The 20,941-nt window shown below is 67.0% G+C and carries 19 protein-coding genes and 1 pseudogene; 11 read left to right on the top strand and 9 right to left on the bottom strand.

Translation table 11 applies throughout. The features are described from left to right. Window positions 1-5 precede the first annotated feature (5 nt). The 5 genes from R5H32_RS02665 (at window position 6) to acpP (ending at window position 4,953) form a co-directional block, all read left to right on the top strand. Window positions 6-1,010: an ABC transporter ATP-binding protein gene (locus R5H32_RS02665; protein WP_318337133.1), complete on the top strand. Its 1,005-nt coding sequence runs from the start codon at window positions 6-8 to the stop codon at window positions 1,008-1,010. Continuing rightward, window positions 1,007-1,780 carry an L-iditol 2-dehydrogenase gene (locus R5H32_RS02660; protein WP_318337132.1) on the top strand — a complete coding sequence of 258 codons (774 nt, stop codon included), beginning with the start codon at window positions 1,007-1,009 and terminating at the stop codon, window positions 1,778-1,780. Before R5H32_RS02665 ends, R5H32_RS02660 begins: the two co-directional genes overlap by 4 nt. A 29-nt stretch (window positions 1,781-1,809) precedes the next feature. Continuing rightward, window positions 1,810-3,291, top strand: a complete 1,482-nt coding sequence (locus tag R5H32_RS02655; protein ID WP_318337131.1) for a mannitol dehydrogenase family protein — start codon at window positions 1,810-1,812, stop codon at window positions 3,289-3,291. Beyond that, window positions 3,288-4,247, top strand: a complete 960-nt coding sequence (locus tag R5H32_RS02650; protein WP_318337130.1) for a carbohydrate kinase — start codon at window positions 3,288-3,290, stop codon at window positions 4,245-4,247. Before R5H32_RS02655 ends, R5H32_RS02650 begins: the two co-directional genes overlap by 4 nt. Window positions 4,248-4,698: 451 nt before the next feature. Next, window positions 4,699-4,953 (top strand): acyl carrier protein, encoded by a 255-nt coding sequence (gene acpP, locus R5H32_RS02645; protein ID WP_318337129.1) that lies wholly within the window; start codon window positions 4,699-4,701, stop codon window positions 4,951-4,953. A 97-nt stretch (window positions 4,954-5,050) separates the two neighbouring features. Here acpP and R5H32_RS02640 read toward each other — a convergent pair whose 3' ends face one another. After that, window positions 5,051-6,286, bottom strand: a complete 1,236-nt coding sequence (locus R5H32_RS02640) for a urate hydroxylase PuuD (protein WP_318337128.1) — start codon at window positions 6,284-6,286, stop codon at window positions 5,051-5,053. Window positions 6,287-6,408: 122 nt separating this feature from the next. Here R5H32_RS02640 and R5H32_RS02635 point away from each other — a divergent pair, with 122 nt between their 5' ends. After that, entirely contained in the window at window positions 6,409-7,341 is a 933-nt protein-coding gene (locus tag R5H32_RS02635) for a LysR family transcriptional regulator (RefSeq protein ID WP_318337336.1), read from the top strand. A 53-nt stretch (window positions 7,342-7,394) separates the two neighbouring features. Here the strand turns inward: R5H32_RS02635 and R5H32_RS02630 are convergent, their stop codons facing one another. Continuing rightward, window positions 7,395-7,838: a MarR family transcriptional regulator gene (locus R5H32_RS02630; RefSeq protein WP_318337127.1), complete on the bottom strand. Its 444-nt coding sequence runs from the start codon at window positions 7,836-7,838 to the stop codon at window positions 7,395-7,397. 95 nt (window positions 7,839-7,933) lie between these two features. On the opposite strand from R5H32_RS02630, the gene R5H32_RS02625 reads away from it, so the two are divergent. Then, window positions 7,934-8,596 (top strand): glutathione S-transferase family protein, encoded by a 663-nt coding sequence (locus tag R5H32_RS02625; protein ID WP_318337126.1) that lies wholly within the window; start codon window positions 7,934-7,936, stop codon window positions 8,594-8,596. Window positions 8,597-8,643: 47 nt separating this feature from the next. On the opposite strand, the gene R5H32_RS02620 is transcribed toward R5H32_RS02625, so the two are convergent. Continuing rightward, window positions 8,644-10,629 (bottom strand): BTAD domain-containing putative transcriptional regulator, encoded by a 1,986-nt coding sequence (locus tag R5H32_RS02620; RefSeq protein WP_318337125.1) that lies wholly within the window; start codon window positions 10,627-10,629, stop codon window positions 8,644-8,646. Window positions 10,630-10,826: 197 nt separating this feature from the next. Between R5H32_RS02620 and R5H32_RS02615 the strand changes: the two genes are divergently transcribed. From R5H32_RS02615 to R5H32_RS02600, 4 genes and pseudogenes are all read left to right on the top strand, one after another. Then, complete coding sequence (locus tag R5H32_RS02615; RefSeq protein ID WP_318337124.1) at window positions 10,827-11,015, top strand: hypothetical protein; 189 nt, start codon at window positions 10,827-10,829, stop codon at window positions 11,013-11,015. 100 nt (window positions 11,016-11,115) lie between these two features. Beyond that, window positions 11,116-12,144, top strand: a pseudogene (gene cysK, locus R5H32_RS02610) (cysteine synthase A); the annotation flags it as partial. 66 nt (window positions 12,145-12,210) lie between these two features. Continuing rightward, on the top strand, window positions 12,211-12,588 hold the full coding sequence (locus tag R5H32_RS02605; protein ID WP_318337335.1) for a glutaredoxin family protein: 378 nt from the start codon (window positions 12,211-12,213) through the stop codon (window positions 12,586-12,588). Further along, window positions 12,585-14,012, top strand: coding sequence for a pyridoxal phosphate-dependent decarboxylase family protein (locus R5H32_RS02600; RefSeq protein ID WP_318337123.1), 1,428 nt, complete (start codon window positions 12,585-12,587; stop codon window positions 14,010-14,012). Before R5H32_RS02605 ends, R5H32_RS02600 begins: the two co-directional genes overlap by 4 nt. 6 nt (window positions 14,013-14,018) lie before the next feature. Here the strand turns inward: R5H32_RS02600 and R5H32_RS02595 are convergent, their stop codons facing one another. The 6 genes from R5H32_RS02595 to R5H32_RS02570 are packed head-to-tail and all read right to left on the bottom strand — an operon-like array spanning window position 14,019 to window position 20,894. Beyond that, entirely contained in the window at window positions 14,019-15,449 is a 1,431-nt protein-coding gene (locus R5H32_RS02595) for a C69 family dipeptidase (protein ID WP_318337122.1), read from the bottom strand. Continuing rightward, complete coding sequence (locus R5H32_RS02590) at window positions 15,446-17,104, bottom strand: amidohydrolase (protein WP_318337121.1); 1,659 nt, start codon at window positions 17,102-17,104, stop codon at window positions 15,446-15,448. Before R5H32_RS02590 ends, R5H32_RS02595 begins: the two co-directional genes overlap by 4 nt. Then, window positions 17,101-18,087 (bottom strand): ABC transporter ATP-binding protein, encoded by a 987-nt coding sequence (locus R5H32_RS02585; RefSeq protein WP_318337120.1) that lies wholly within the window; start codon window positions 18,085-18,087, stop codon window positions 17,101-17,103. Before R5H32_RS02585 ends, R5H32_RS02590 begins: the two co-directional genes overlap by 4 nt. After that, window positions 18,084-19,055 carry an ABC transporter ATP-binding protein gene (locus tag R5H32_RS02580; protein ID WP_318337119.1) on the bottom strand — a complete coding sequence of 324 codons (972 nt, stop codon included), beginning with the start codon at window positions 19,053-19,055 and terminating at the stop codon, window positions 18,084-18,086. Before R5H32_RS02580 ends, R5H32_RS02585 begins: the two co-directional genes overlap by 4 nt. Beyond that, window positions 19,055-19,939 carry an ABC transporter permease gene (locus tag R5H32_RS02575; protein WP_318337118.1) on the bottom strand — a complete coding sequence of 295 codons (885 nt, stop codon included), beginning with the start codon at window positions 19,937-19,939 and terminating at the stop codon, window positions 19,055-19,057. The genes R5H32_RS02580 and R5H32_RS02575 overlap by 1 nt, the downstream gene beginning before the upstream one ends. A gap of 10 nt (window positions 19,940-19,949) precedes the next feature. Continuing rightward, window positions 19,950-20,894 carry an ABC transporter permease gene (locus R5H32_RS02570; RefSeq protein WP_318337117.1) on the bottom strand — a complete coding sequence of 315 codons (945 nt, stop codon included), beginning with the start codon at window positions 20,892-20,894 and terminating at the stop codon, window positions 19,950-19,952. Between the last annotated feature and the right edge of the window lie 47 nt (window positions 20,895-20,941).

The following is a 20,941-nucleotide window of genomic DNA, read 5'->3' as shown; positions in this document are numbered from 1 at the left end:
AGATCATGGGACGCATCACTCTCGACAAGGTGACCAAGAGCTTCGGCGACGTGGAGGTCATCCCACCACTGGACCTGACCATCGAGGACGGGGAGTTCGCCGTGTTCGTCGGCCCCTCGGGCTGCGGCAAGTCCACGCTCCTGCGCCTGATCGCGGGGCTCGAGGACGTGACGTCAGGGCAGATCCGCATCGACGGCGAAGACGCGACCAGGGTGCCGCCGGCGAAGCGCGGTCTCGCGATGGTGTTTCAGTCCTACGCGCTCTATCCGCATATGTCGGTCAGAAAGAACATCGCCTTCCCGCTACGGATGGCGGGGATGGAGAAGGCCGAACAGAACCGCCGGATCGAGCAGGCCGCCTCGGTTCTCAACCTCACCGACTATCTCGACCGCAAGCCGGGCCAGCTCTCCGGCGGCCAGCGCCAGCGCGTCGCCATCGGCCGCGCCATCGTCCGCGAACCGGCGGCCTTCCTCTTCGACGAACCGCTCTCGAACCTCGATGCCGCGCTCCGCGTCGGCATGAGGCTGGAGATCAGCGAGCTGCACAAGCGGCTCGCGACAACGATGATCTATGTCACCCACGACCAGGTCGAGGCGATGACCATGGCCGACAAGATCGTGGTGCTGCGCGCCGGCGTGATAGAGCAGGTGGGCTCGCCGCTGGAGCTTTATCGTGCGCCGCGGAACCTCTTCGTCGCTGGGTTCATCGGCTCGCCCCGGATGAACTTCATCGAAGGCGCCGAGGCCGCCCGGCAGGGCGCCCACACCATCGGAATCCGCCCCGAGCATATCGAGGTCCACGACAAGGAAGGCTCCTGGTCCGGGGTCGTCGGCGTCTCGGAGCATCTCGGCTCGGACACCTTCTTCCACATCCATGACACCGGGCTTGCAGAGACCATCACCGTCCGCGCCGACGGCGAGGTCGGATTCCGTCACGGCGACCGCGTGCACCTGTCACCGCGTGCTGACGTCATTCACAAGTTCGATGCCGGCGGCCTGAGGATCGAATGAAACGGCTTCAGGACAGGACGGCGCTGATCACCGGCGCCGCGCGCGGAATCGGCCTGGCTTTTGCCGAGGCCTTCGTCCGCGAAGGCGCGCGAGTGGCGTTGGCCGACATCGACCTCGCCCGCGCCCGTGCCGAGGCCGACCGACTCGGTCCGGCGGCGATGGCGGTCGGTATGGACGTGACCCGCCAGGACAGCATCGACGACGCCGTCGCCCGGGTCGTCGAGGGCTTCGGCGGCATCGACATCCTGATCAACAACGCCGCCATTTTCACCGCCGCCCCGATCGTCGAGATCGAGCGCGCCGATTATGCCCGCATCTTCGAGGTCAATGTCGCCGGCACCCTCTTCACGCTGCAGGCCGTCGCCCGCCACATGGTCGCGCGCGGCAGGGGCGGCAAGATCATCAACATGGCCAGCCAGGCCGGACGCCGGGGTGAAGCCCTTGTGGCGGTCTACTGCGCCTCCAAGGCGGCGGTCATCAGTCTGACGCAATCGGCGGGGCTCGACCTGATCCGGCACGGGATCAACGTGAACGCGATCTCTCCGGGCGTCGTCGATGGCGAGCACTGGGACGGCGTCGACGCATTTTTCGCGAAATACGAGGGCAAGGCGCCCGGACAGAAGAAGACGGAAGTGGCCGCGGGCGTTCCCTTCGGGCGGATGGGCCGGGCCGAGGATCTGACCGGGATGGCGGTTTTTCTTGCCTCGCCCGAAGCCGACTACGTCGTGGCCCAGTGCTACAACGTCGACGGCGGCCAGTGGATGAGCTGAGGAATGAACTTGCACGGGAAGCTGTACCGATGAAACTCCGCGACCGCGCATTGGGCGACCTGCCCGAGGGCGTATCCCGACCGACCTACGACCGTTCTGCCCTGACGCCGGGGATCGTGCATATCGGACTCGGGAACTTCCACCGCGCGCATCAGGCCTGGTACCTGCACCGGTTGATGCAGGACGGCGAGGCGCGCGATTGGGCGATCCTCGGCGCCGGCGTGCGTCCCTACGACGCGCGGATGCGCGAGAAGCTTATGGCGCAGGACTGCCTGACAACGCTGATCGCGCTCGACCCCTCCGGAACCTCGGTCGAGGTGGTCGGCTCGATGATCGGCTACCTGCCGATCGAGGAGGACAATGGTGCCCTGATCCGCGCGATGGCCAACCCGGGGATCCGCATCGTCTCCCTGACCGTCACCGAAGGCGGGTATTTCGCCGATCCCGCAACGGGCGGTCTTGACGCAGACGACCCTGACATCCGCCATGACGTGGCACACCCCGATCGCCCCCGCACCGTCTTCGGCGCCATCATCGCGGCGCTACGGCTTCGCCGCGACGCAGGCTCCGGCCCCTTCACAGTGCAAAGCTGTGACAACTTGCAGGGCAACGGCGCAATCACGCGGCAAACCGTGGTTTCGCTTGCGCGACTCTCCGACCCGGTCCTCGCCGACTGGATAGACCGCCATTGCAGCTTCCCAAATTCGATGGTCGACTGCATCGTGCCCTCGACCGGCCCGAAGGAGACCGCGCTCGCCCAAAGTCTCGGGATCGACGATGCCGCGCCCGTCACCCATGAGACCTTCCGCCAATGGGTGATGGAGGACGACTTCTGCGCCGGGCGCCCGGACTGGGACAGGGCAGGGGCCATTTTCACCGATCGCGTGCATGATTACGAGACGATGAAGATCCGCATTCTCAACGCGGGGCATCAGGTGGTTGCCAATGCCGGGGAGCTCCTCTCCGCCCCGACCATCGCGGACTGCATGGCGCATCCACGCATCTCGGCCTTCTTCCGAAAGGTCGAGCACGAGGAGATCGCTCCCTTCGTCCGGCCGGTGCCGGGCATGACTCCCGACGATTACATCGACCTCATCGAAAGGCGATTCTCGAACGTGGCGATCCTCGACACCACGCGGCGGGTCGCCTTCGACGGCTCGTCGAAACATCCCCGCTTCGTCCTGCCGGTTCTGCGCGACGCGCTTGCCGCTGGCGCGCCGGTCGATGGCCTGAGCCTGGTGGAGGCGCTCTGGGCCCGAATGTGCGCCGGCACGCGCGAGGACGGCACTGAGATTGAACCGAACGATCCCAACTGGCACAGTCTCGTTCCTGCCGCCCTGGCGGCGAAGGATCGCCCGCGTGCCTGGCTGGAGCAGCGGCAGATCTACGGAGACCTGAAGATGAACGCGAGGTTCTCGACTCAGTTCGAATACTGGCTCGACCTGATCTGGTCCGCCGGCTGCGCAGCGGCGCTGCGCGCCTATGTCGAGGGAGCGGCGGAGCAGCGATGATCCTGTGCTGCGGTGAAGCCTTGGTCGATATGATACCGGAGCCGACGGTGGGAGGGCGCGAAGGATTCGTGCCCCATCCGGGCGGTGCGGTTTTCAACACCGCAATCGCCCTGGGGCGTCTCGGGGTGAAAACCGGCATGTTCACCGGCTTGTCGACCGACATGTTCGGTCAGCAGCTCAAAACCGCTTTGGAGGCAAGCCACGTCGATACGTCCCGTGTCGTGACCTCCGACCGGCCGACGACGCTCGCCTTCGTGCATCTGGCCGGCGGCCAGGCCAGCTACAGCTTCTTCGACGAGAACTCCGCGGGCCGCATGCTGACGCCCGACGTCCTGCCGGCGCTGCCGGACGAGGTCTCGGCGCTGTTCTTCGGCGGGATCAGCCTCGCTTCGGAACCGGCTGCGGATGCCTATGCGGCGTTCCTCGCGCGTGGGCGTGGCGGGAGGGCCGTAATGCTCGATCCGAATATCCGCCCCGGCTTCATACGCGACGTCGCGCGCTACCGGGCCCGTCTCGACGGCATGATCCGGCTCGCCGATATCGTGAAGGTCTCCGATGAAGATCTGAACTGGATCGTGCCCGAGCCCCAGTCCGTTCGAGAGAAGGTCGACGCAATTCTCGCCAAGGGGCCCTCGCTTGTGGTTTTGACGCGGGGCGGCGACGGGGCTACGGGGTTTCTCGCGGGTGGCGGAACGGTTTACGCGCCGGCGATTCGGGTGCGGGTCGTCGATACGGTCGGCGCGGGCGACACGTTCAACGCGGGCCTGCTCGCGAGGCTGTCCGAACTCGGCCTGCTGCGGAACGCAGACCTCAAGACCCTGCATCCCGCCAGCCTGGAGCAGGCGCTTGCGCACGGCGCCCGGGTCGCGGCGTTCACGGTATCGCGTTCCGGCGCCAACCCTCCGTGGGCCGAAGAGTTGGTGCCGAACCCCGGCACCGGCGAGCCTGGAGGCTGAGTTTCCCCGGCCTGATCAGCAGGTTCACCCAATTAGGGCTCTGTCGATGACTTGGATGGACTCCGATGATGGGTTGGGTAAACCCTCCTTACGACACTTGTCCTACGGCGCTCCGGACGGGTTGGAAGGACACCGTCGATCAACATACTGCGTTGCCCCATCGCCGGGTTTGGCGCCATCGCGGGCGAGGCGCCGCAAGGATCATGCGCTAACCTTCCGAGCGGGCCACTCGGTGGCGGCAGTCCAGAAAACGATTGGCATGGTGTCGACCCGATAGGGTCACAGCCGTGTCGCGCGGCATGAATCGGCCTCACCCATGCGGGCGTTCGGGCGGAATCCTGCGGGTCAACGGAGTTAATTCCAATTTTGCACTCACCGAAATCCGGGCGGGATGTTACCCTTGGAGCGCTGCCCTTTCCGCTTACCGTTCTTTCGTGCCAGGAATTGCCCCATGTCCGACACCGAAGCCAGACTGCGAGAGATTACCGCGACGCTCCTCGATGCCGATCCCGTCGCCATCGTCGCTGAAACGAAATTCGTTGATGACCTTGGCGTGGACAGCCTCGAAACCATAGAGATCCTGATGGCGCTCGAATATGAGTTCGGAATCGAGATCCCGGACGACGAGATTGAGGGGCTCAAGACCTTCGGTGAGGCCGTTTCCTATATCCAGTCAGCCCATCGCCTGACGGTCGCGGCCGCGTAGGTTTTGATTCCAGGGCTTGATGGTTCGGTCCATTCACTGGAATGGAAGGCACCACGGCGCCGGCACCGCACGCATGGCCGCGATGGCCAAGCGCCGTTTACCCCTCGCCTCGGGTCACGCTTTTGTACCAGCTTACGATCTTCGCCCGCTCCTGCGGTTCCATGAACGAGGCGTTCGCGGGGGGCATGGCGTGGCTGACGCCGGCCTGCAGGTAGATCTCGCGCGCCCAGGAGGCGACCTGTTCGCGCGTTTCGAGAATGACCCCCTTCGGCGCGTAGGGGATGCCGTCGAAGAACGGCTCGGAGGCATGGCACATCGAGCAGCGGCCAAGCACGATGTTTTCCACCTCCTCGAACTCCTCCGCCGCAGCGAAGCGCGTCGCGGCGGGGGTCAACCGCGCCTCTGCCGCGTCGTCGGCCCGGAACATCGGCGCTGTCGAGAGCCAGGCGATGAGGAGGAAGAGGAGCGCGGTCACGGCCCAGGTCCAGGTCGGGTTGCCCTTCCGGGCGTGGACCGTGTTGAAGTAGTGCCGGATCGTGACCCCCATCAGGAAGACGAGGCTGGCGATGATCCAGTTGTACTCGGTGGCGAAGGCCAGGGGATAGTGGTTCGACAGCATCATGAAGAGCACGGGCAGCGTCAGGTAGTTGTTGTGGGTCGAGCGCTGCTTGGCGATCTTACCGAATTTCGGGTCGGGGGTGCGGCCGGCGATGAGGTCGGCGACGACGATCTTCTGGTTCGGGATGATGACGAAGAAGACATTCGCGCTCATCACGGTTGCGGTGAAGGCGCCGAGATGTAGAAGGGCCGCCCGCCCCGAGAAGACCTGCGTGTAGCCCCAGGCCATGATCACGAGGATGATGTAGAGCGCGATCATGAGCCGCGTGTTGTCGTCGCCGAACTTGGACTTGCAGATATTGTCGTACATCAGCCAGCCGAGCCCGAGCGAGGCGACGGAGATGATGATTGCCAGCCAGACGGGGATGTCGAGCACTTGCGGATCGACGAGATAGAGATCGGCGCCAAGATAGTAGACGAGCGCCAGCAGTGCGGCACCCGACAGCCAGGTCGCGTAGCTTTCCCATTTGAACCAGACGAGATCGTCGGGCATCTTTTCCGGCGCCACGAGGTATTTCTGGATGTGGTAGAAGCCGCCGCCATGGACCTGCCATTCCTCGCCATCCGCCCCGCTCGCGAGATTGCGGTCGCGGTGCAGGCCAAGATCGAGTGCGATGAAGTAGAAGGATGAGCCGATCCAGGCGATCGCGGTGATCACATGCAACCAGCGCACCGCGAATTCCAGCCAGTCGGCTAGCACGATGAAGTCGTACATTCGGCCCCTCCTTCAGGATTGTCTTGATAATGACGCTATACCGAAGTTCATCTTCCTGATAATTCTTGGAATATCTCAGAACTTTCAATGAATGCCGAAAAATGATCGGCCGGGATGCGGCGATGGCCTATGTGAACAATATCAAGATGTTCGTCCGGGTCTTCGAACTCGGCTCGATGTCGGCCGCGGCCCGCGATCAGCGCACCTCGCCGGCGGTCGCCTCGGCGCGGATCGCCGAGCTCGAAAAGCATCTCGGTGTCCGGCTCTTCAACCGCACCACGCGCCGGCTGCAGCCGACCGAGAACGGACGGCTTTTCTACGAGGGCGCGCGCAAGGTGCTGGAGGCGATCGACGATGCCGAGGCGGCGGTCATGGTCTCGACCCAGAACCTGCGAGGGACGGTCTTCGTGGCCGCGCCATTGGGCGTCGGGCGGCGGTTCATCGCGCCGCATGTGCCGGAATTCAAGGACCAGTATCCCCAGATCGACGTGCGGCTGCGCCTCTCGGACCGCAAGATCGACGTGATCGGCGAGGGGCTCGACATGGCGTTCCATCTCGGGCTTCTGGAGGATTCGACGCTGAAGATGCGGCTGGTCGCGGAATGTCCGCGCATCCTGTGCGCCGCGCCGTCCTATGTCGAGACCCGCGGCGATCCGGCCGATGGCGAGGCGCTTGTGCAGGGGCGCCACGATTGCCTGAACCTGCGCTTCCCCGGCGCGCGCGAATACCAGTGGACGCTGGTCACGCCGGAGGGGCCGCGGCGCTACGAGGTCGCCGGGCCTTTCGAGACCGATGACGGCGACGTGCTGACCGGTTGGGCGCTCGACGGGCGCGGGATTGTGATGAAGCCGATCTTCGAGGTGGCCGATTACCTGCGCGACGGGCGGCTGGTGCCGGTCGCGCGGGCGACGCCGCCGGTGCCGGTGCAGTTGTCCTGCCTGACCCAGCACCGAAGGCTGCGCGACCCGAAGATCCGGGTCTTCACCGATTTCATCGTCGCCAAGTGCCGAGAGGAACTCGACCGCGCGATGGAAGGGCTCGTCATTCCGGAATGAGCTTCGTGGCCGGCGCATGGTCGCGCGAGATCGGCCGCCAGTCTCTGACAGTGTCAGTCCAGCAGCCGGTCGAGCAGCCCGGCAAGCCGAGCGGCGTCGCCAGGTTCGAGCTTCGCTTCGATTGCCGCCGCCATCGCCGCTGCATAGACCGGCCACATCGTCGCGCGGACCTGCCGGCCCTGCGCGGTGACCCTCAGGATCTGTCCGCGGCCATCCGCGGGGCAGGGGGTTCGCGTGATCAGCCCCGCCGCCGCGATCCGTTGCAGGAGCCGGGAGAGCCCGTATTGCGGCAGGAGCAGCCGCTGCTGCAATTCGAACTGGCGGAGGCCCTCACGGTCTGCGCGCTCGATTTCAAGGAGTGCGTCGTACCATTGCAGGCAAGGCAGGCCCGCATCTGCCAGATCGCGCTCGATCCGGCCCCGGATCCTGTCGGACGACCGGGCGAGGCGGGTCCAGACCGCCTCGCCGGGCGGCGTCTGCGTGTCGGGCTTGTGCATCCTTGAACATATACATGCGTATGCATTCGGATTGAAGGGCCGCGGCGCCGAGCTACATGCATTTGCATGAAAATGTCGGATGAAAGGAACTGGACATGTCGGCGAAACTCGTACTGATCAGCCATCACCTCTGCCCCTATGTTCAGCGTGTCGCCATCGCCCTGGCCGAAAAAGGGATGTCGTTCGAACGCGTGAATATCGACCTCGCCAACAAGCCGGACTGGTTCCTGGAACTGTCCCCGCTTGGGAAGACGCCGGTGCTGACGGTCGATGGCAAGCCGATCTTTGAATCCTCGGTGATCCTTGAATACCTGGAAGAGATCGGCCCGCAGCCGCTGCACCCGGCTTCCGCGCTCGACCGCGCCGACCACCGCGGCTGGATGGAGTTCGGATCGGCGGTCCTGAACGACATCGCCGGGCTCTACTCGGCGGCGACGGCCGAGGCGTTCGAGGCGAGGCGGCAGGCGCTTGGCGCCAAGTTCGCCCGGATCGAGGCGCGGCTCGGCGAGGGCGAGCTGTTCGACCTGCGTGGCTTTTCGCTGGTTGACGCGGTCTTCGCACCGGTCTTCCGCTATTTCGACGTCCTTGACAGGTTCGGCGATCTCGCCGGTATCGGGTCCATGCCTCGGCTCGGGCGCTGGCGCCGGGCGCTCGCGGCGCGCGCTTCGGTCCGCGAGGCTGTGGCCCCGGACTATACCGAGCGGCTGGCCGAGTTCCTGAAAGCCCGGCCGTCCCATCTCGCGGGGCTGATGGCCTGACGCACGGGCGCCCCTGTCCCGGCCGGGGCATCCGGCGGGCGGGCGGATCAGTCGAGCCCCGCCTTTTGCAGGCCGCCGACATAGATCTCGAGCTGTTTCGGATCGCGCAAGTAGAACAGTCGCTCTGCGACGAAGGCGCGGGTGATACCCGGGCGCTGGTCCTTCAGTTCCGTCACCGCCTGCGCGGCGCGCTCGGCCTCGCCAAGATGGCCGAGCGCGGAGGCCTTGATCGCGGTCGCCCAGTAATGAGAATTGGGCACCGCCTCGGCGCGTTCGGCCCAGTCGGCGGCGGCCTCGAACTTCCGCTTGAAGAGCAACGCCGTCGCGCCATAGGCGAGGAAGGCCCAGCGGTAGGGATCGGCGGGGCTGAGCCGCACCGCCTCGTCGAAGCACGGCATCGCGCGGTCGAGTTCGCCGGCATAGGCGAGCGAGTCGCCAAGCCCGCAATGGGCCTGCGCCATGTTCGGGTTGAGTTCCGTGGCGGTCCGAAGCTCGGCCAGCGACCGGTCGTATTCCCCGCGCGCGAGGTAGACCCGGCCAAGCGCGAAACGGCCGACGGCGTCGTCGGGGTCAAGTCGGCAGGACTTGCGCGCAAGCTCCAGCGCCTCGTCGAGAAGGGCGGCGACCTCGCCCGCCTCGAAATAGATCGCCGAGATCACCATCGCGTAGGAGAGCCGCGCATAGGCCGCGGCGAAGTTCGGGTCGAGCGCGATCGCGCGGCGGAAATAGCGCTGCGCCTCCGCATTAGTCTCGGCGGCAAATTCGTACTGGATGGCGAGGCCGCGGTGATAGCAGTCCCAGGCGTTCATCTCGCCGATGCCGAGCGTTCGGGCCGCGCGTCCGGCGCGCCGCTCCAGTTCGGCCTCGACCGAGGCGGCGATGGTTTCGGCCAACTCATCGAGCACCGCGTCCAGCGTCTCGCCGTCCCGGTCGTAGCGTGTCACCCAGAGATAGCGGCCGGTGCCCGGCTCGGCGAGTTGCACGGTCAGGCGCAGGTTTGGCCCCAGGGTGCGCAGCGACCCGTGCACGACGTAATCGAGCCCGAGGTCGCGGCCGAGCGCGCTGAGTTCGCTCGCCGTCAGCCGCTTGCCCCCAAGGCCGGGGCCGGCACGGACGTCGAGCCAGCGAAAGCGCGACAGGTTCGTTGTGATGTCGTCGCAGAGGCCCTCGGCGAAGGCTTCCTCCTCGGGGCCGGGCATGATCGTCGCGAAGGGCACGACGGCGATGGCGGGGCGGGTCGTTTCGGCGACCTCCCCGGCCGCGGCGGAGCCGGGGCCAGGCGGTTGTTCGGCCGCTTCGACCGGGGCCATGAAGGCTTCGCCGCGAATCTCGCTCATCAGTCGCTGCAACTCGTGCCCGGGTTCGACGCCGAGTTCCTTCACCAGCTGGGCCTCGTAGAGATTGTAATGCTGGATAGCCGTCGCCCGTTCGCCCGACTGGGCGAGGATGCGGACCAGCACCATATGCGAGGCGTCGCGCAGCGGGTCGAGCGCGACGAGCCGGCGCGCGGTTTCGAGCGCGGCATCGACATTGCCGGCCTTCAGATGCGCTTCGGCGGCACGTTCGAACACCCGGCAGGCGAGGCTGCCGAACCGCTGGCGCTCCGAGACGATCCAGTCATCGAAGTCGCTCTGCTGACCAAAAAGCCCGTCGAGCAGCGGTCCTTCCATCAGCTCGATGGCGCGGACCGCGGCCTCGGGCGCGGGGTCGGCGGCAAGTTCCGCGAAACGGTCGACATCGACGCTCACCGCCTCGGGATCGAAGCCGACGCGGTCGCCCTCTGTGCGGATCGCGTCGACGCCGCAATCGAAGCTCTTGCGCAGCTTCGAGATCGCCTGCCGCAGGCTCTGCCGCGCCTGTTCGGCAAACCGGTCGCCCCAGAACAACGCCATCAGCCGGTCGCGCGACGGCGGCATCCCGGTGTTGAGCGCCAGATAGGCGACGAGCCCTTGCGTCTTGGCGCCCGTAATCGGCACCTCGGCCCCGTCGGGACCGGCCACCGACAGCTTGCCGAAGAGCCTGATCGTGAACATCGCTCTGCGTCCCCTAAGGGAAAGTTTACGCATTTTTGGCCGCCAAGGGAAAGTTTTCGGTCGGAACTGGCAGAATTTGCAGGAAAATCCGGAATTGACGGCGAATTCACGGTGGCTTTTGCCCCGGGATCACGGCGCGATGCCGGGGTACGGGCAAAAAGGTCTTATCAGCGAAAGCCAAAACTGGGAGACTGACAATGACCGCGATGACCAAGTTTTCGACCGCCGATCTGCCCGTTCCCGAGATCATCGGTCCATATTCGGAGTGGCCGCGCCGCGAGAAGCCGCAGGCCAAGGCGCCGCGCCGCCGCCGCACCATCGCCTATGCCTCGGGCCTGGCCGCCCTCGGCATCTTCGCCCACTGCGCCGTGCCGCTTCTCGTCTGAAGTGGCACCGAGACCAGGACAGGACGGACCCATGACCAAGTTCGAGACCAGACTCACCGACAAATCCGGCGCCGACACGCCGCGCCAGGCCGCGACCGGCATCCGCGCCTCGATCCTCGACACCATCGGGCATACCCCGATCGTGCGGATCAACAACCTCGGCCCGAAGCATGTCGAGCTCTTCGTCAAGATCGAGGCCTTCAACCCGATGGGTTCGGTCAAGGACCGTCTTGCCCTTGGCGTGATCGAGGCGGCCGAGCGCGACGGCACGCTTAAGCCCGGCCAGACCGTGATCGAGGCGACCTCGGGCAATACCGGGATCGGGCTCGCCATGGTCTGTGCCCAGAAGGGCTATCCGCTTGTCGTCACCATGGCCGAGAATTTCAGCGTCGAGCGGCGCAAGCTGATGCGCTTTCTCGGCGCGAAGGTGGTCCTGACCCCGGCCGCCGAGAAGGGCACCGGCATGATCGCCAAGGCGCGCGAACTGGCGGATAAACACAGCTGGTTCCTCTGCCGCCAGTTCGAGAACGAGGCCAATCCCGACACCCATTCGTGCACCACCGCCGAGGAGATCCTCTCCGATTTCGAGGGGATCGGGCTCGACTACTGGGTCTCAGGCTATGGCACGGGCGGCACACTGAAGGGCGTTGCACGGGTCCTGAAGGCGAAAAGTCCCTGCACACGGGTCGTCGTCGCCGAGCCCGACAACGCCCAGCTGCTGTCGAGCGGGATCGAGCAGGCGCGCAATCCCGACGGCACCGCCGCGGCGAGCCATCCGGGCTTCCGCCCGCACCTGATGCAGGGCTGGACGCCCGACTTCATTCCCAAGCTCGCGGGCGACGTGCTCGATGACGCGCTGATCGACGTCTACCAGCCGGTCGCCGGCGACGACGCGCTGCAATGCGCGCGCGACCTGGCGGCGAAGGAGGGCATCTTCTGCGGCACCAGCGCCGGCGCGACCTTCGCCGCCGCGCTGAAGGTGGCCGAGACCGCACCGGAAGGCACGCGCATCCTCGCTATGCTGCCCGATACCGGCGAGCGCTACCTCTCGACCCCGCTCTTCGCCGATATCGAGGAGACGATGACCGGCGAGGAGATGGAGATCGCCCAGTCGACCCCGCGCTACCGGTTCGACACCGCCGCGACGCCCGCCCCGGCCGCGGCCGGGACCGAGGCGAAGCCGGAGGCCGTTGCGATGGTCGAGGAGATGGTGACCGACCCGGACCGACCGGTGGTGATGTTCGCGCTCGAATGGTGCGAATTCTGCTGGTCGGTGCGCAAGCTCTTCGCCGCGGCGGGGATCGAATACCGGTCGGTCGACCTCGACTCGGTCGCCTATCAGAAGGACGATCTCGGCGGCGACCTTCGCGCGGCGCTTCTGGAACGGCTGGGTGTGCCGACGATCCCGCAGATCTTCGTGGGCGGCCAGCATCTGGGCGGCGCGACGGAGACCTTCGACGCCTTCAACGACGGCAGCCTGAAGGCGCTCCTGACCGAGCACGGCGTGGCCTTCGATCCCGAGATGAAGAAGAACGCCTACAGCTTCCTGCCGAACTGGCTGCATCCGCGATGAGATCGGAGGTGATCATGGCGGCCGAGGCCTCCGCCCTGCGGCGCGCCGCCGATTACGGCGCCGCGTTCCGCGACAAGGGCCATCCGCTCCATCCGGCCGAAGGCGCGCCGGCGCTCCGGCGCCGGTTCTGCTGCCCGCTGGGCGAGAACGGGCGCGACGGCGCGGCGGTGATCGAGGACCTGATCGCCGCCGCAGAGCCCGGCCTTGTCGGCAATACCGACGGCGCGTTCTTCGCCTGGGTGATGGGCGGATCGAACCTGACCGGCGTCGCGGCCGACTGGCTCGCCTCTGTCTGGGGCCAGAACGCGGCGACCTACCAGTGCTCGCCTGCCGCCGCGGTCGCCGAGGAGGCGGTGGAGGGCTGGATCCTCGACCTGCTCGACCTGCCGCGCGAGAGCTCGGTGGGGTTCGTGACGGGCGCGACGATGGCCGGGTTCGTCGGCCTCGCCGCAGCGCGCGGCGCCGTGCTCAGGCGCGTGGGCCACGACATCGACCGGCTCGGGCTTCAGGGCGCGCCGCTGGTCAGGATCTACCTTTCCGACGAGGCGCATGTCTCAAACCATACCGCGCTGAAGTTCCTCGGCTTCGGCGAGGCGAACCTCGAGCGGATCGGGTCCGAACGCCAGGGCGTGATGCGGGTGCCGGAGCTGGCAGAGGCGATGGCGCGGCATGAGGGGCCGAAGATCGTCATCGGGCAGGCGGGCCAGATCAACACCGGCGGTTTCGACGATTTCGAAGCACTGGCGGATCTCGCCGAAGCACATGACGCCTGGCTCCATGTCGACGGTGCTTTCGGCCTCTGGCTCCGCGTTCTGCCGGAGAAGGCGGCGCTGACCGCGGCGATCGAGCGGGCCGACAGCTGGTCGGTCGACGGCCACAAATGGCTGCAGGTGCCCTACGATTCCGGGTTCGCCATCGTCCGCGACCGCGAGGCGCACCGGCGGGCGATGGACATGACCGCCGCCTATATCGCGCCCGCGCCCGACGACGGGCGCGACCCGAAGGACTACAATCCGGAGTTGTCGCGCCGGGCGCGCGGCTTCGCGACCTGGGCCGTTCTGCAGGGGCTCGGCCGGTCCGGGGTGCGGGACCTCGTCCGGCGCCATTGCGCGCTGGCCACGGCGCTCGCGGAGCGGTTGTCCGGCGTCGCGGGGCTCAGGATCCTGAACCGGGTGGACTGCAACCAGGTCGTCTTCGCCTGTGACGGCGGTCCCGATCCCGATACCGCGACCCGGCATCTGGTCGAGCGTCTGAACGCGACGGGGAAGGTCTTCCTCCGCACAACGGACTGGAAGGGTCGGGCGGTGATCCGCGTCTCAGTCATCGCCGAGCCGACCGGCCGGGACGAGATCGACCGGCTCGGCGATCTGATCGAGGCCGAATGGGCGCGGCTCAGGCGCGAACTGGCCGAGGTAGCGCGGTAACGCCGATCACCAGAGCTGCGGGTACGCGACCGGCTCCTGGCGCGCCTCGACCGGACCGCGCGCCGACAGTTCCGCCGCGAACCCCCCGGCGAGCGCGATCACCATGTCGAGTCCGGCCAGGAGTTCGCTCGCGCTGAACTCGCCGAGCAGGGCAAGCGCGTCCTCGCGCAGACCCGCCGCAAGCGCGGCCTCGATCACGCGCTGCAGCCGTTCGGTCCGGCCGGCGAGCGCCGCCTCGCGCGCGGCAAAGGCCCGCACCGAGCGCGCAAGCGCGTCCTCGCCGAGGAGGTGCAGCAGGTACATCAGACGTTTCGATTCCGCGACCGCCGAGCGGGTGGCCTCGGCCGCCTGCGGCACCAGCGAGACCGTGTCGACCCCGCCGCTCACGGCCTTCCGCAGATCCATGAACCGGTGCGACTCGCCCCGCGTCAGGTAGCGGTGGGGGCCGAATTCCGCCGGCACGTCGCGTTGACCGAGGAAGACCGGCGCGAAGGGCGCCGCGAGCGCGCCAATCGGGGCGTGCCACATCATGTGAAGATCCGGATCGACCGGCGTCACGAGCGGGACGACCTGGCCGTAGCCTGCCGTGTCGCCGGTGAGCCGTTCGGTTCGCACCGCCCAGATCACGTCCTCCAGCCCGATCTTCTCGGCCCGCGCCGCGCGCTCGGCCATCTCGGCCTCGATCCAGCAGACGCCGTCCCAGCGGCCCTTGCCGTCGCCGTAGACCGTGTTGGCGTCGAAGGGGCCACCGGCATACCAGCCCATCTCGCGCGCGAAGCTGACGAAATTGGGCGACCAGAGGAAATCGGGGTGATCGGGCGAATCGACCGGCACCTCTAGCACATAGCCGGGGCGCGAGGCGCGGATCGCATCCGGGCCCAGTCGTTCGGCGACCCAGAGCCCCTTGCCGCCGGCGAACTGGATCATCACCCAGGCCTCGTCCGCATCTGCGAAGAGGTGGGAGTTGCCGCCATAGGTGCTTTCGCCATGCTCCGCAATCAGGGCGCCGCAGATCTCCACCGCCGCGCGCGCCGTGCCCGCGCGTTCGAGCGCGATCCGCGCGAGGTCGCTGTAGTTCGGCCCGGTCTGGTCCGCGGGCGTCATCGCGATCAGCTCGTCGCGCGAGGTCGACCAGACGTCGCGCACCGCGACGCCCTTCTCGTTGACGCCACCATTGGTGATCGGTGCCGGCACGCCCTTGTAATAGGAATAGCTGACCCGCATGTTCCGGAGCGTTTGGCCCACCTGCGGAATCGTGCCGCGGACGCCTGGCATGTCGGCCTCGGCCCCGACGCCGACCTCGATCGTCGCGCCAGCCGGATGGTCGGCCGACGGGACGATCTCGAGCCAGTGTGAGGAAGGCTCGTCGCCATAGCCGCCGAGCCAGGCGTGACCGGTCCGGCTGTGGTTGCGGCCGATATAGATCGCGTAGCTCATGCGCCGGCTCCGATGCGTTTTGTTGTGTCTATTTCTTCCATTTCAGCCGCGAAAATCGGCAATCCACGCCGCCAAGTTTGCACTAATCGAACATTTTCGATGTTTTCAGGCTTCGCGAGCGGATTCGCGTCGAGCACGGCCAGATCTGCGAGCTTGCCCGTCTCGATCGAGCCGCGTGCGGCTTCCTGGAAGACCTGCCAGGCGGCGTCGATCGTGTGGGCGCGGAGCGCGCTCAGGGCGGAAATGCGCTGGTGATCACCGAGCAGCCGGCCGCTCTGGGTGCGCCGGTTCACGGCCGTGTGGATCAGCTGCAGCGGCCGGGTCGGGGTCACCGCGGCGTCATTGTGGATGGTGAAACGGACGCCCGCCGCCTCGGCCCAGGCGGCCGGCGAGATGTTCGCGGCCCGCTCGGGGCCCAGCAACTCGTCGTAATGCTTGTCGCCCCAGAACCAGACATGGGCGGGAAAGAAGCTGATCGTGACGCCGAGCGACGCGCAGCGCGCGAGCTGGTCCTGCCGCATCACCTGTCCGTGGATGATGGTGTGGCGGTGATCGTGACGGGTATTGGCCCTCGTTGCCGCCTCGACGGCATCGAGGAACAGGTCGGAGGCGGCATCGCCGTTGCAATGGGTGTGGATCTGGAAGCCGAGGTCGTGGAGCTTCCGGACCTCGGCGAAGAGCGCCTCGCGGTCCATGTAGGGCAGGCCGGTATCGGGGGTCTTGCCGGGGGCGCCGGTATGGTAGGGCTCGGTGAGCCAGGCGGTGCGCATCAGGAACGAGCCGTCGGTCAGGATCTTGCGCGGCCCGAGCGTGACATGCGCCTGATCCGGCCAGCGGGTTCCGAGCCCCTTGGTCGAGAAGTCGGGCTCGATCTCGGCGATGGGCAGGAGGACGAGGTCGATGCCGGGATCGCCCGCCGCCGCGACCTCGGCGAAAAGCTCCAGAAGCGGCTGCGCGGTCCAGGAATTCTGCGCCAGCGTCACGCCCTGGGCGAGGTACTCGGCGCGCGCGACGTCGAAGCAGCGGCGGAAGTTGCTGGCGTCGATCAGGAAATGCGTGTCGCCCATCTCGCCCATGGCCGACAGCCCCTCGATCCCGCCGGTGAGCCGGCCGCCGGCATCGCGCAGATAGCGCCCACCGGCGGGGTCGGGCGTATCCTCGCCAACGCCGTGGCGGGCTAGTGCGAGGGAATTCGCCACGCCACAATGACCGGAGGTGTGGATCACCCAGATCGGATGGTCGGAGGACACCGCGTCGAGCTCGTCGCGGGTCGGCATCCGGCCCTCGGCCAGAAGCGTCTCGTCGAGCGCCGCGCCCATGACCCAGTCGCCCTTCGGCGTCTCGGCCGCCTTGGCGTGGAGCCGCGCGAACACGTCGGCAAGCGTGCGGCATTCGCCCCGCGGCGGCGAGGCGAGATCGGCGCGCAGGAGTGTCACGAAGGCCGAATCCGGGAAATGCCCGTGCGGGTCGATGAAGGCCGGGATCAGTGTGCGCCCGGCGAGGTCGATCTCCCGCGCGCCCAGCAGTGCGGCCCGGACCTCGGCCAGCGGTCCGACGGCGGCGATGCGCTCTCCCGCGATGCCCACCGCCTCGGGGGTGGAGTTGGCCGCATCCATCGTCAGGATCGGGCCGCCGGTGAAGATCGTGGCGCTCATGATGCGGCCTGAGCCTCGCGAGTCCAGATTTCGGGGTAATGACAACGATGCGCGCCGCCGGCATGAGTTGTCCAGCCCGGCACGTCACGGGAACAGCGGGGCTGCACGAAGGGGCAGCGGGTGTGGAACTCGCAGCCGTTCGGCCGGCGCAGGATCGAGGGCGGTTCGCCCTGAAGCTCCACCCGCATCAGCTGCGCGTCGGGGTCGGGTTCCGGGTTCGCCGCCAGGAGGGCCAGCGTGTAGGGATGCTGCGGGCGGGCGAAAACCTCTTCGGTCGGGCCTTCCTCCACCAGCTTTCCAAGATACATTATACCAACTTTGTCAGTGATGTGGCGCACGACGTTAAGGTTGTGGGTGATGATCATGATCGCGAGCCCGAGCTCGTCCTGAAGGCGGGCGAGGAGGTTCAGCATCTCGCCCTGGATCGAGACGTCGAGACCGGCCGTCGGCTCGTCGGCGATCAGGAGTTTCGGGTCGAGTGCCAGCGCCCGCGCCACGCCCACCCGCCGCGCCTGGCCGCCGGAGATCTGGTAGGGATAGCGCGACGCGAATTCCGGCGGCAGGCCGACCATAGTGAGAAGCCGCCGCGCCTCGGCGTCGAGGTCGCGGTCGTTCATGCCCTGGATGCGGAACGGCTCGGTGATCAGCGACTTGATGGTGAGACGAGGCGAGAGCGAGCCGATCGGATCCTGGAACATCATCACGATCTCGCGGCGGAGCTTGCGGAACTCCGCCTCGGGCAGGTTCACGAGCTCCTGCCCGCGATACTTGATCGAGCCTTCGGAGGCGTGGTGGAGGCCCGCGACGGCGCGGGCGAGCGTGGTCTTGCCCGAGCCGCTCTCGCCGACGATGCCGTAGGTCTTGCCCTCCTCGACATCGAGGCTGACGCCGGAGACGGCGTCGATCGTTCCGGCGGAGGAAAATATGCCGCCGCGGAGGTGGAAGCGGACGAAGACGTCGCGGATCTGCAGAAGCGCGCTCATGCGGTTTCCCTCTCGGCAATCAGGTGGCAGGCGGCCCGGTGGCCCGCGCGCGCGGTCCAGAGCGCGGGGCGCGTGTCGCAGGCCCTGTGGCGCTTGTCGCAGCGATCAGCGAAGATGCAGCCCTTGGGCAGGTTCACGAGGTCGGGAATGTTGCCCGGGATCGTCGGCAGGACTCGTGTCTTCACCTTGATATGGCCCGGGTCGCAGTCGAGAAGGGCGGCCGTATAGGGATGGGCGGGATTGTGGAAGACATCGCGGACGGTTCCGCTCTCCACCACTTCGCCGGCATACATCACGACGACCTCGTCGCAGAGTTCCGCGATCACGCCGAGATGGTGCGAGATGAAGAGAACCCCGCAGCCGATCTCGTCCTGCAACTCCTTCAACCGCTTGATGATCTGCACTTCGAGCGTGGCGTCGAGCGCGGTTGTCGGCTCGTCGGCGATAAGAAGTGCCGGCCGGGCCATCAGCGCCATCGCGATCGCGATGCGCTGGCGCATCCCGCCCGAGAACTCGAACGGATACTGGTTGAGCCGCGCCTCGGGGTCTGGGATGCCGACGAGCGCCAGCATCTCGGCGGCCCGTTTCAGCTTCTCGGCCTTGGGTTTCTTGTCACGGTACTGGATGTCGACCATCTGCTGGCCGACGGTCAGGACCGGGTTGTGCGTCTGCATCGGGTCTTGGAAGACCATCGAGATCTCGGTACCGCGCAGCGCCCGCATCTCGGCCTCCGACCGCGCAAGCAGGTCCGCCCCCTTGAAGCGCACCTCGCCCGAGCCGACCCGCGCGTTCGGCGCCATCAGCCGGATGATCGAGGAGATCAGCGTGGACTTGCCGCAGCCCGACTCGCCCACGATGCCGACGATCTTGCCCTCGGGCACCGTCAGCGAGACGTTCCGGAGCGCCCTGAGGCTCCCGCGCGGCGTCGAATAGCTGACCGAGAGGTCGCGAATGTCGAGAACGGCCATCACTTGCCCCCCTTGCCGCGCAGTTTCGGATCGACCACGTCGCGCAGAGCCTCGCCGAGGAAGGTGAAGCCGAGCGTGGTCAGGATGAGCGGGATGCCCCCAGCGATGATGAGCCAGGGTGTGTTGCGAATGAGCGCGTAGCCGTCCGCCAGAAGCACGCCCCAGGACGGCGTGGGCGGCTTCACTCCCATGCCGAGGAAGCTGAGGCCGGCCTCGAGCCCGACGACGGTCGGAATATCCATCGCGGCGAGCACCGCGAGCGGGCCGAGGACGTTCGGCAGGATGTGGATGCCCATGATCCGTGGCACTTTCGCGCCGAGCGAGCGTTCGGCTGTGATGAACTCGGACTGCTTGAGCGACTGGGTCAGCGTGCGCACGACCCGTCCGTAGGTCGGGATCGAGGTGACCATGATGACGAAGATGACGGTGTTGAGGCTCGGCCCCACCAGCGCCACGACGGCGAGCGCGAACATCACCGTCGGGAAGGAGCGCACGGTGTCGAAGAAGAGCACGATGAGGCTGTCGAGCCATTTCGGCCCGTAGCCCGCGATCATGCCGAGCAGGAGCCCGAACGCGACCGCCCCGGCGATGGTCGGCAGCGCCACCTTCAGGGCCACGCGGCCGCCCCAGATCACGCGGGAGAAGGTGTCGCGGCCGATCTGGTCGGTGCCGAGGAGATGGGCGGCGTTCGGCCCCTGCAGCCGGTCCTGGATGTTCATCGCCACCGGGTCGTAGGGCGCGATCCAGGGCGCGAGGAGCGCCGAGCCGACGATCGCCACGACGATGATCAGGCCGGCGAGGCCGAGCGGATTGCGGACGAGGTGGTAGATTATCTCGCCCAGTTCGGAGCGGGCCTTGTACAGCGCGATTGCGGTATCGGTCATTCTCTCCCCCTCACTTGCCGGCCCGAATGCGCGGGTCGAGGATGGCGTTGATGATGTCGGCGAGCGTCGTGGAGGCGACGAAGATCAGCGTCGAGAACAACACCGAGCCCATCACGACGGGGTAGTTGCGGGTGGTGATGCTGTCGATCACCAGCTTGCCGAGGCCGGGACGCGAAAAGACGATCTCGGTGAAGACGGCGGCCGAGAGGAGAAAGCCCATGCCCACCCCGATCACCGTGACGGTGGGCAGGATCGCGAGCCTCAGCGCGTAGCGGTAGGTGATCCGGCGTTCCGGCAGGCCGAAGGCGCGGGCGGTGCGGACATGGCCCTCGCCCATCACCTCGAGCATCGAGGCGCGGACGAGTCGGGCGATGTAGCCGACCCAGGACAGCCCGATCGCGAGGCTCGGAAGGATCAGGTGGTGAAACTGGTCGCCCCAGGCGCCCGGCTCGCCCGCGCCGATCGCCGGGAACCATTGCAGCTTCACCGCGAAGATCAGGAGCGAGTAGAGCGAGACGACGAAGGCCGGCACCGCGATGACCGAGACCGACAGCACGCCGGCGAGCCGGTCGCCGAAAGAGTTGCGGTTGACCGCCGAGTAGCAGCCGAGCGCGATGCCGAGCAGGGCCGACCAGAGGATCGAGAACAGGATCAGCACCAGCGTGTGGGGGATCTGCCCGAGCACGATCATCGTCACCGGACGGTTGGTGAAAACGTCCATGCCGAGATCGCCCCGCAGCATGTTGGCGAAGAAAAGCCCGATCTGCACCGGCAAGGGCTTGTCGAGGCCCATCCGCGCCTCGAGCGCGGCACGCAGCTCCGGCGAGGCCTTCGGGCCGAGCATGGTCGAGACCGGATCGCCCGGAATCATGTGGATGATCAGGAACAGGAGCGTCACCGCGAGCACGGTGATGAGCGCCGCCAGTCCCAACCGGCGCAGAATATAGGTCAGCATGGTTCCTCCCCGAACGCTTTCGACCGCCTGAAGGTGAAGGGGGCACG

The sequence above is a fragment of the Defluviimonas sp. D31 genome (assembly GCF_033436765.1).
In the GTDB taxonomy this organism is placed as follows: domain Bacteria; phylum Pseudomonadota; class Alphaproteobacteria; order Rhodobacterales; family Rhodobacteraceae; genus Albidovulum.
The sequence above is the reverse complement of the archived record's forward strand: the minus strand, read 5'-3'. Positions and strand labels throughout refer to the sequence as shown.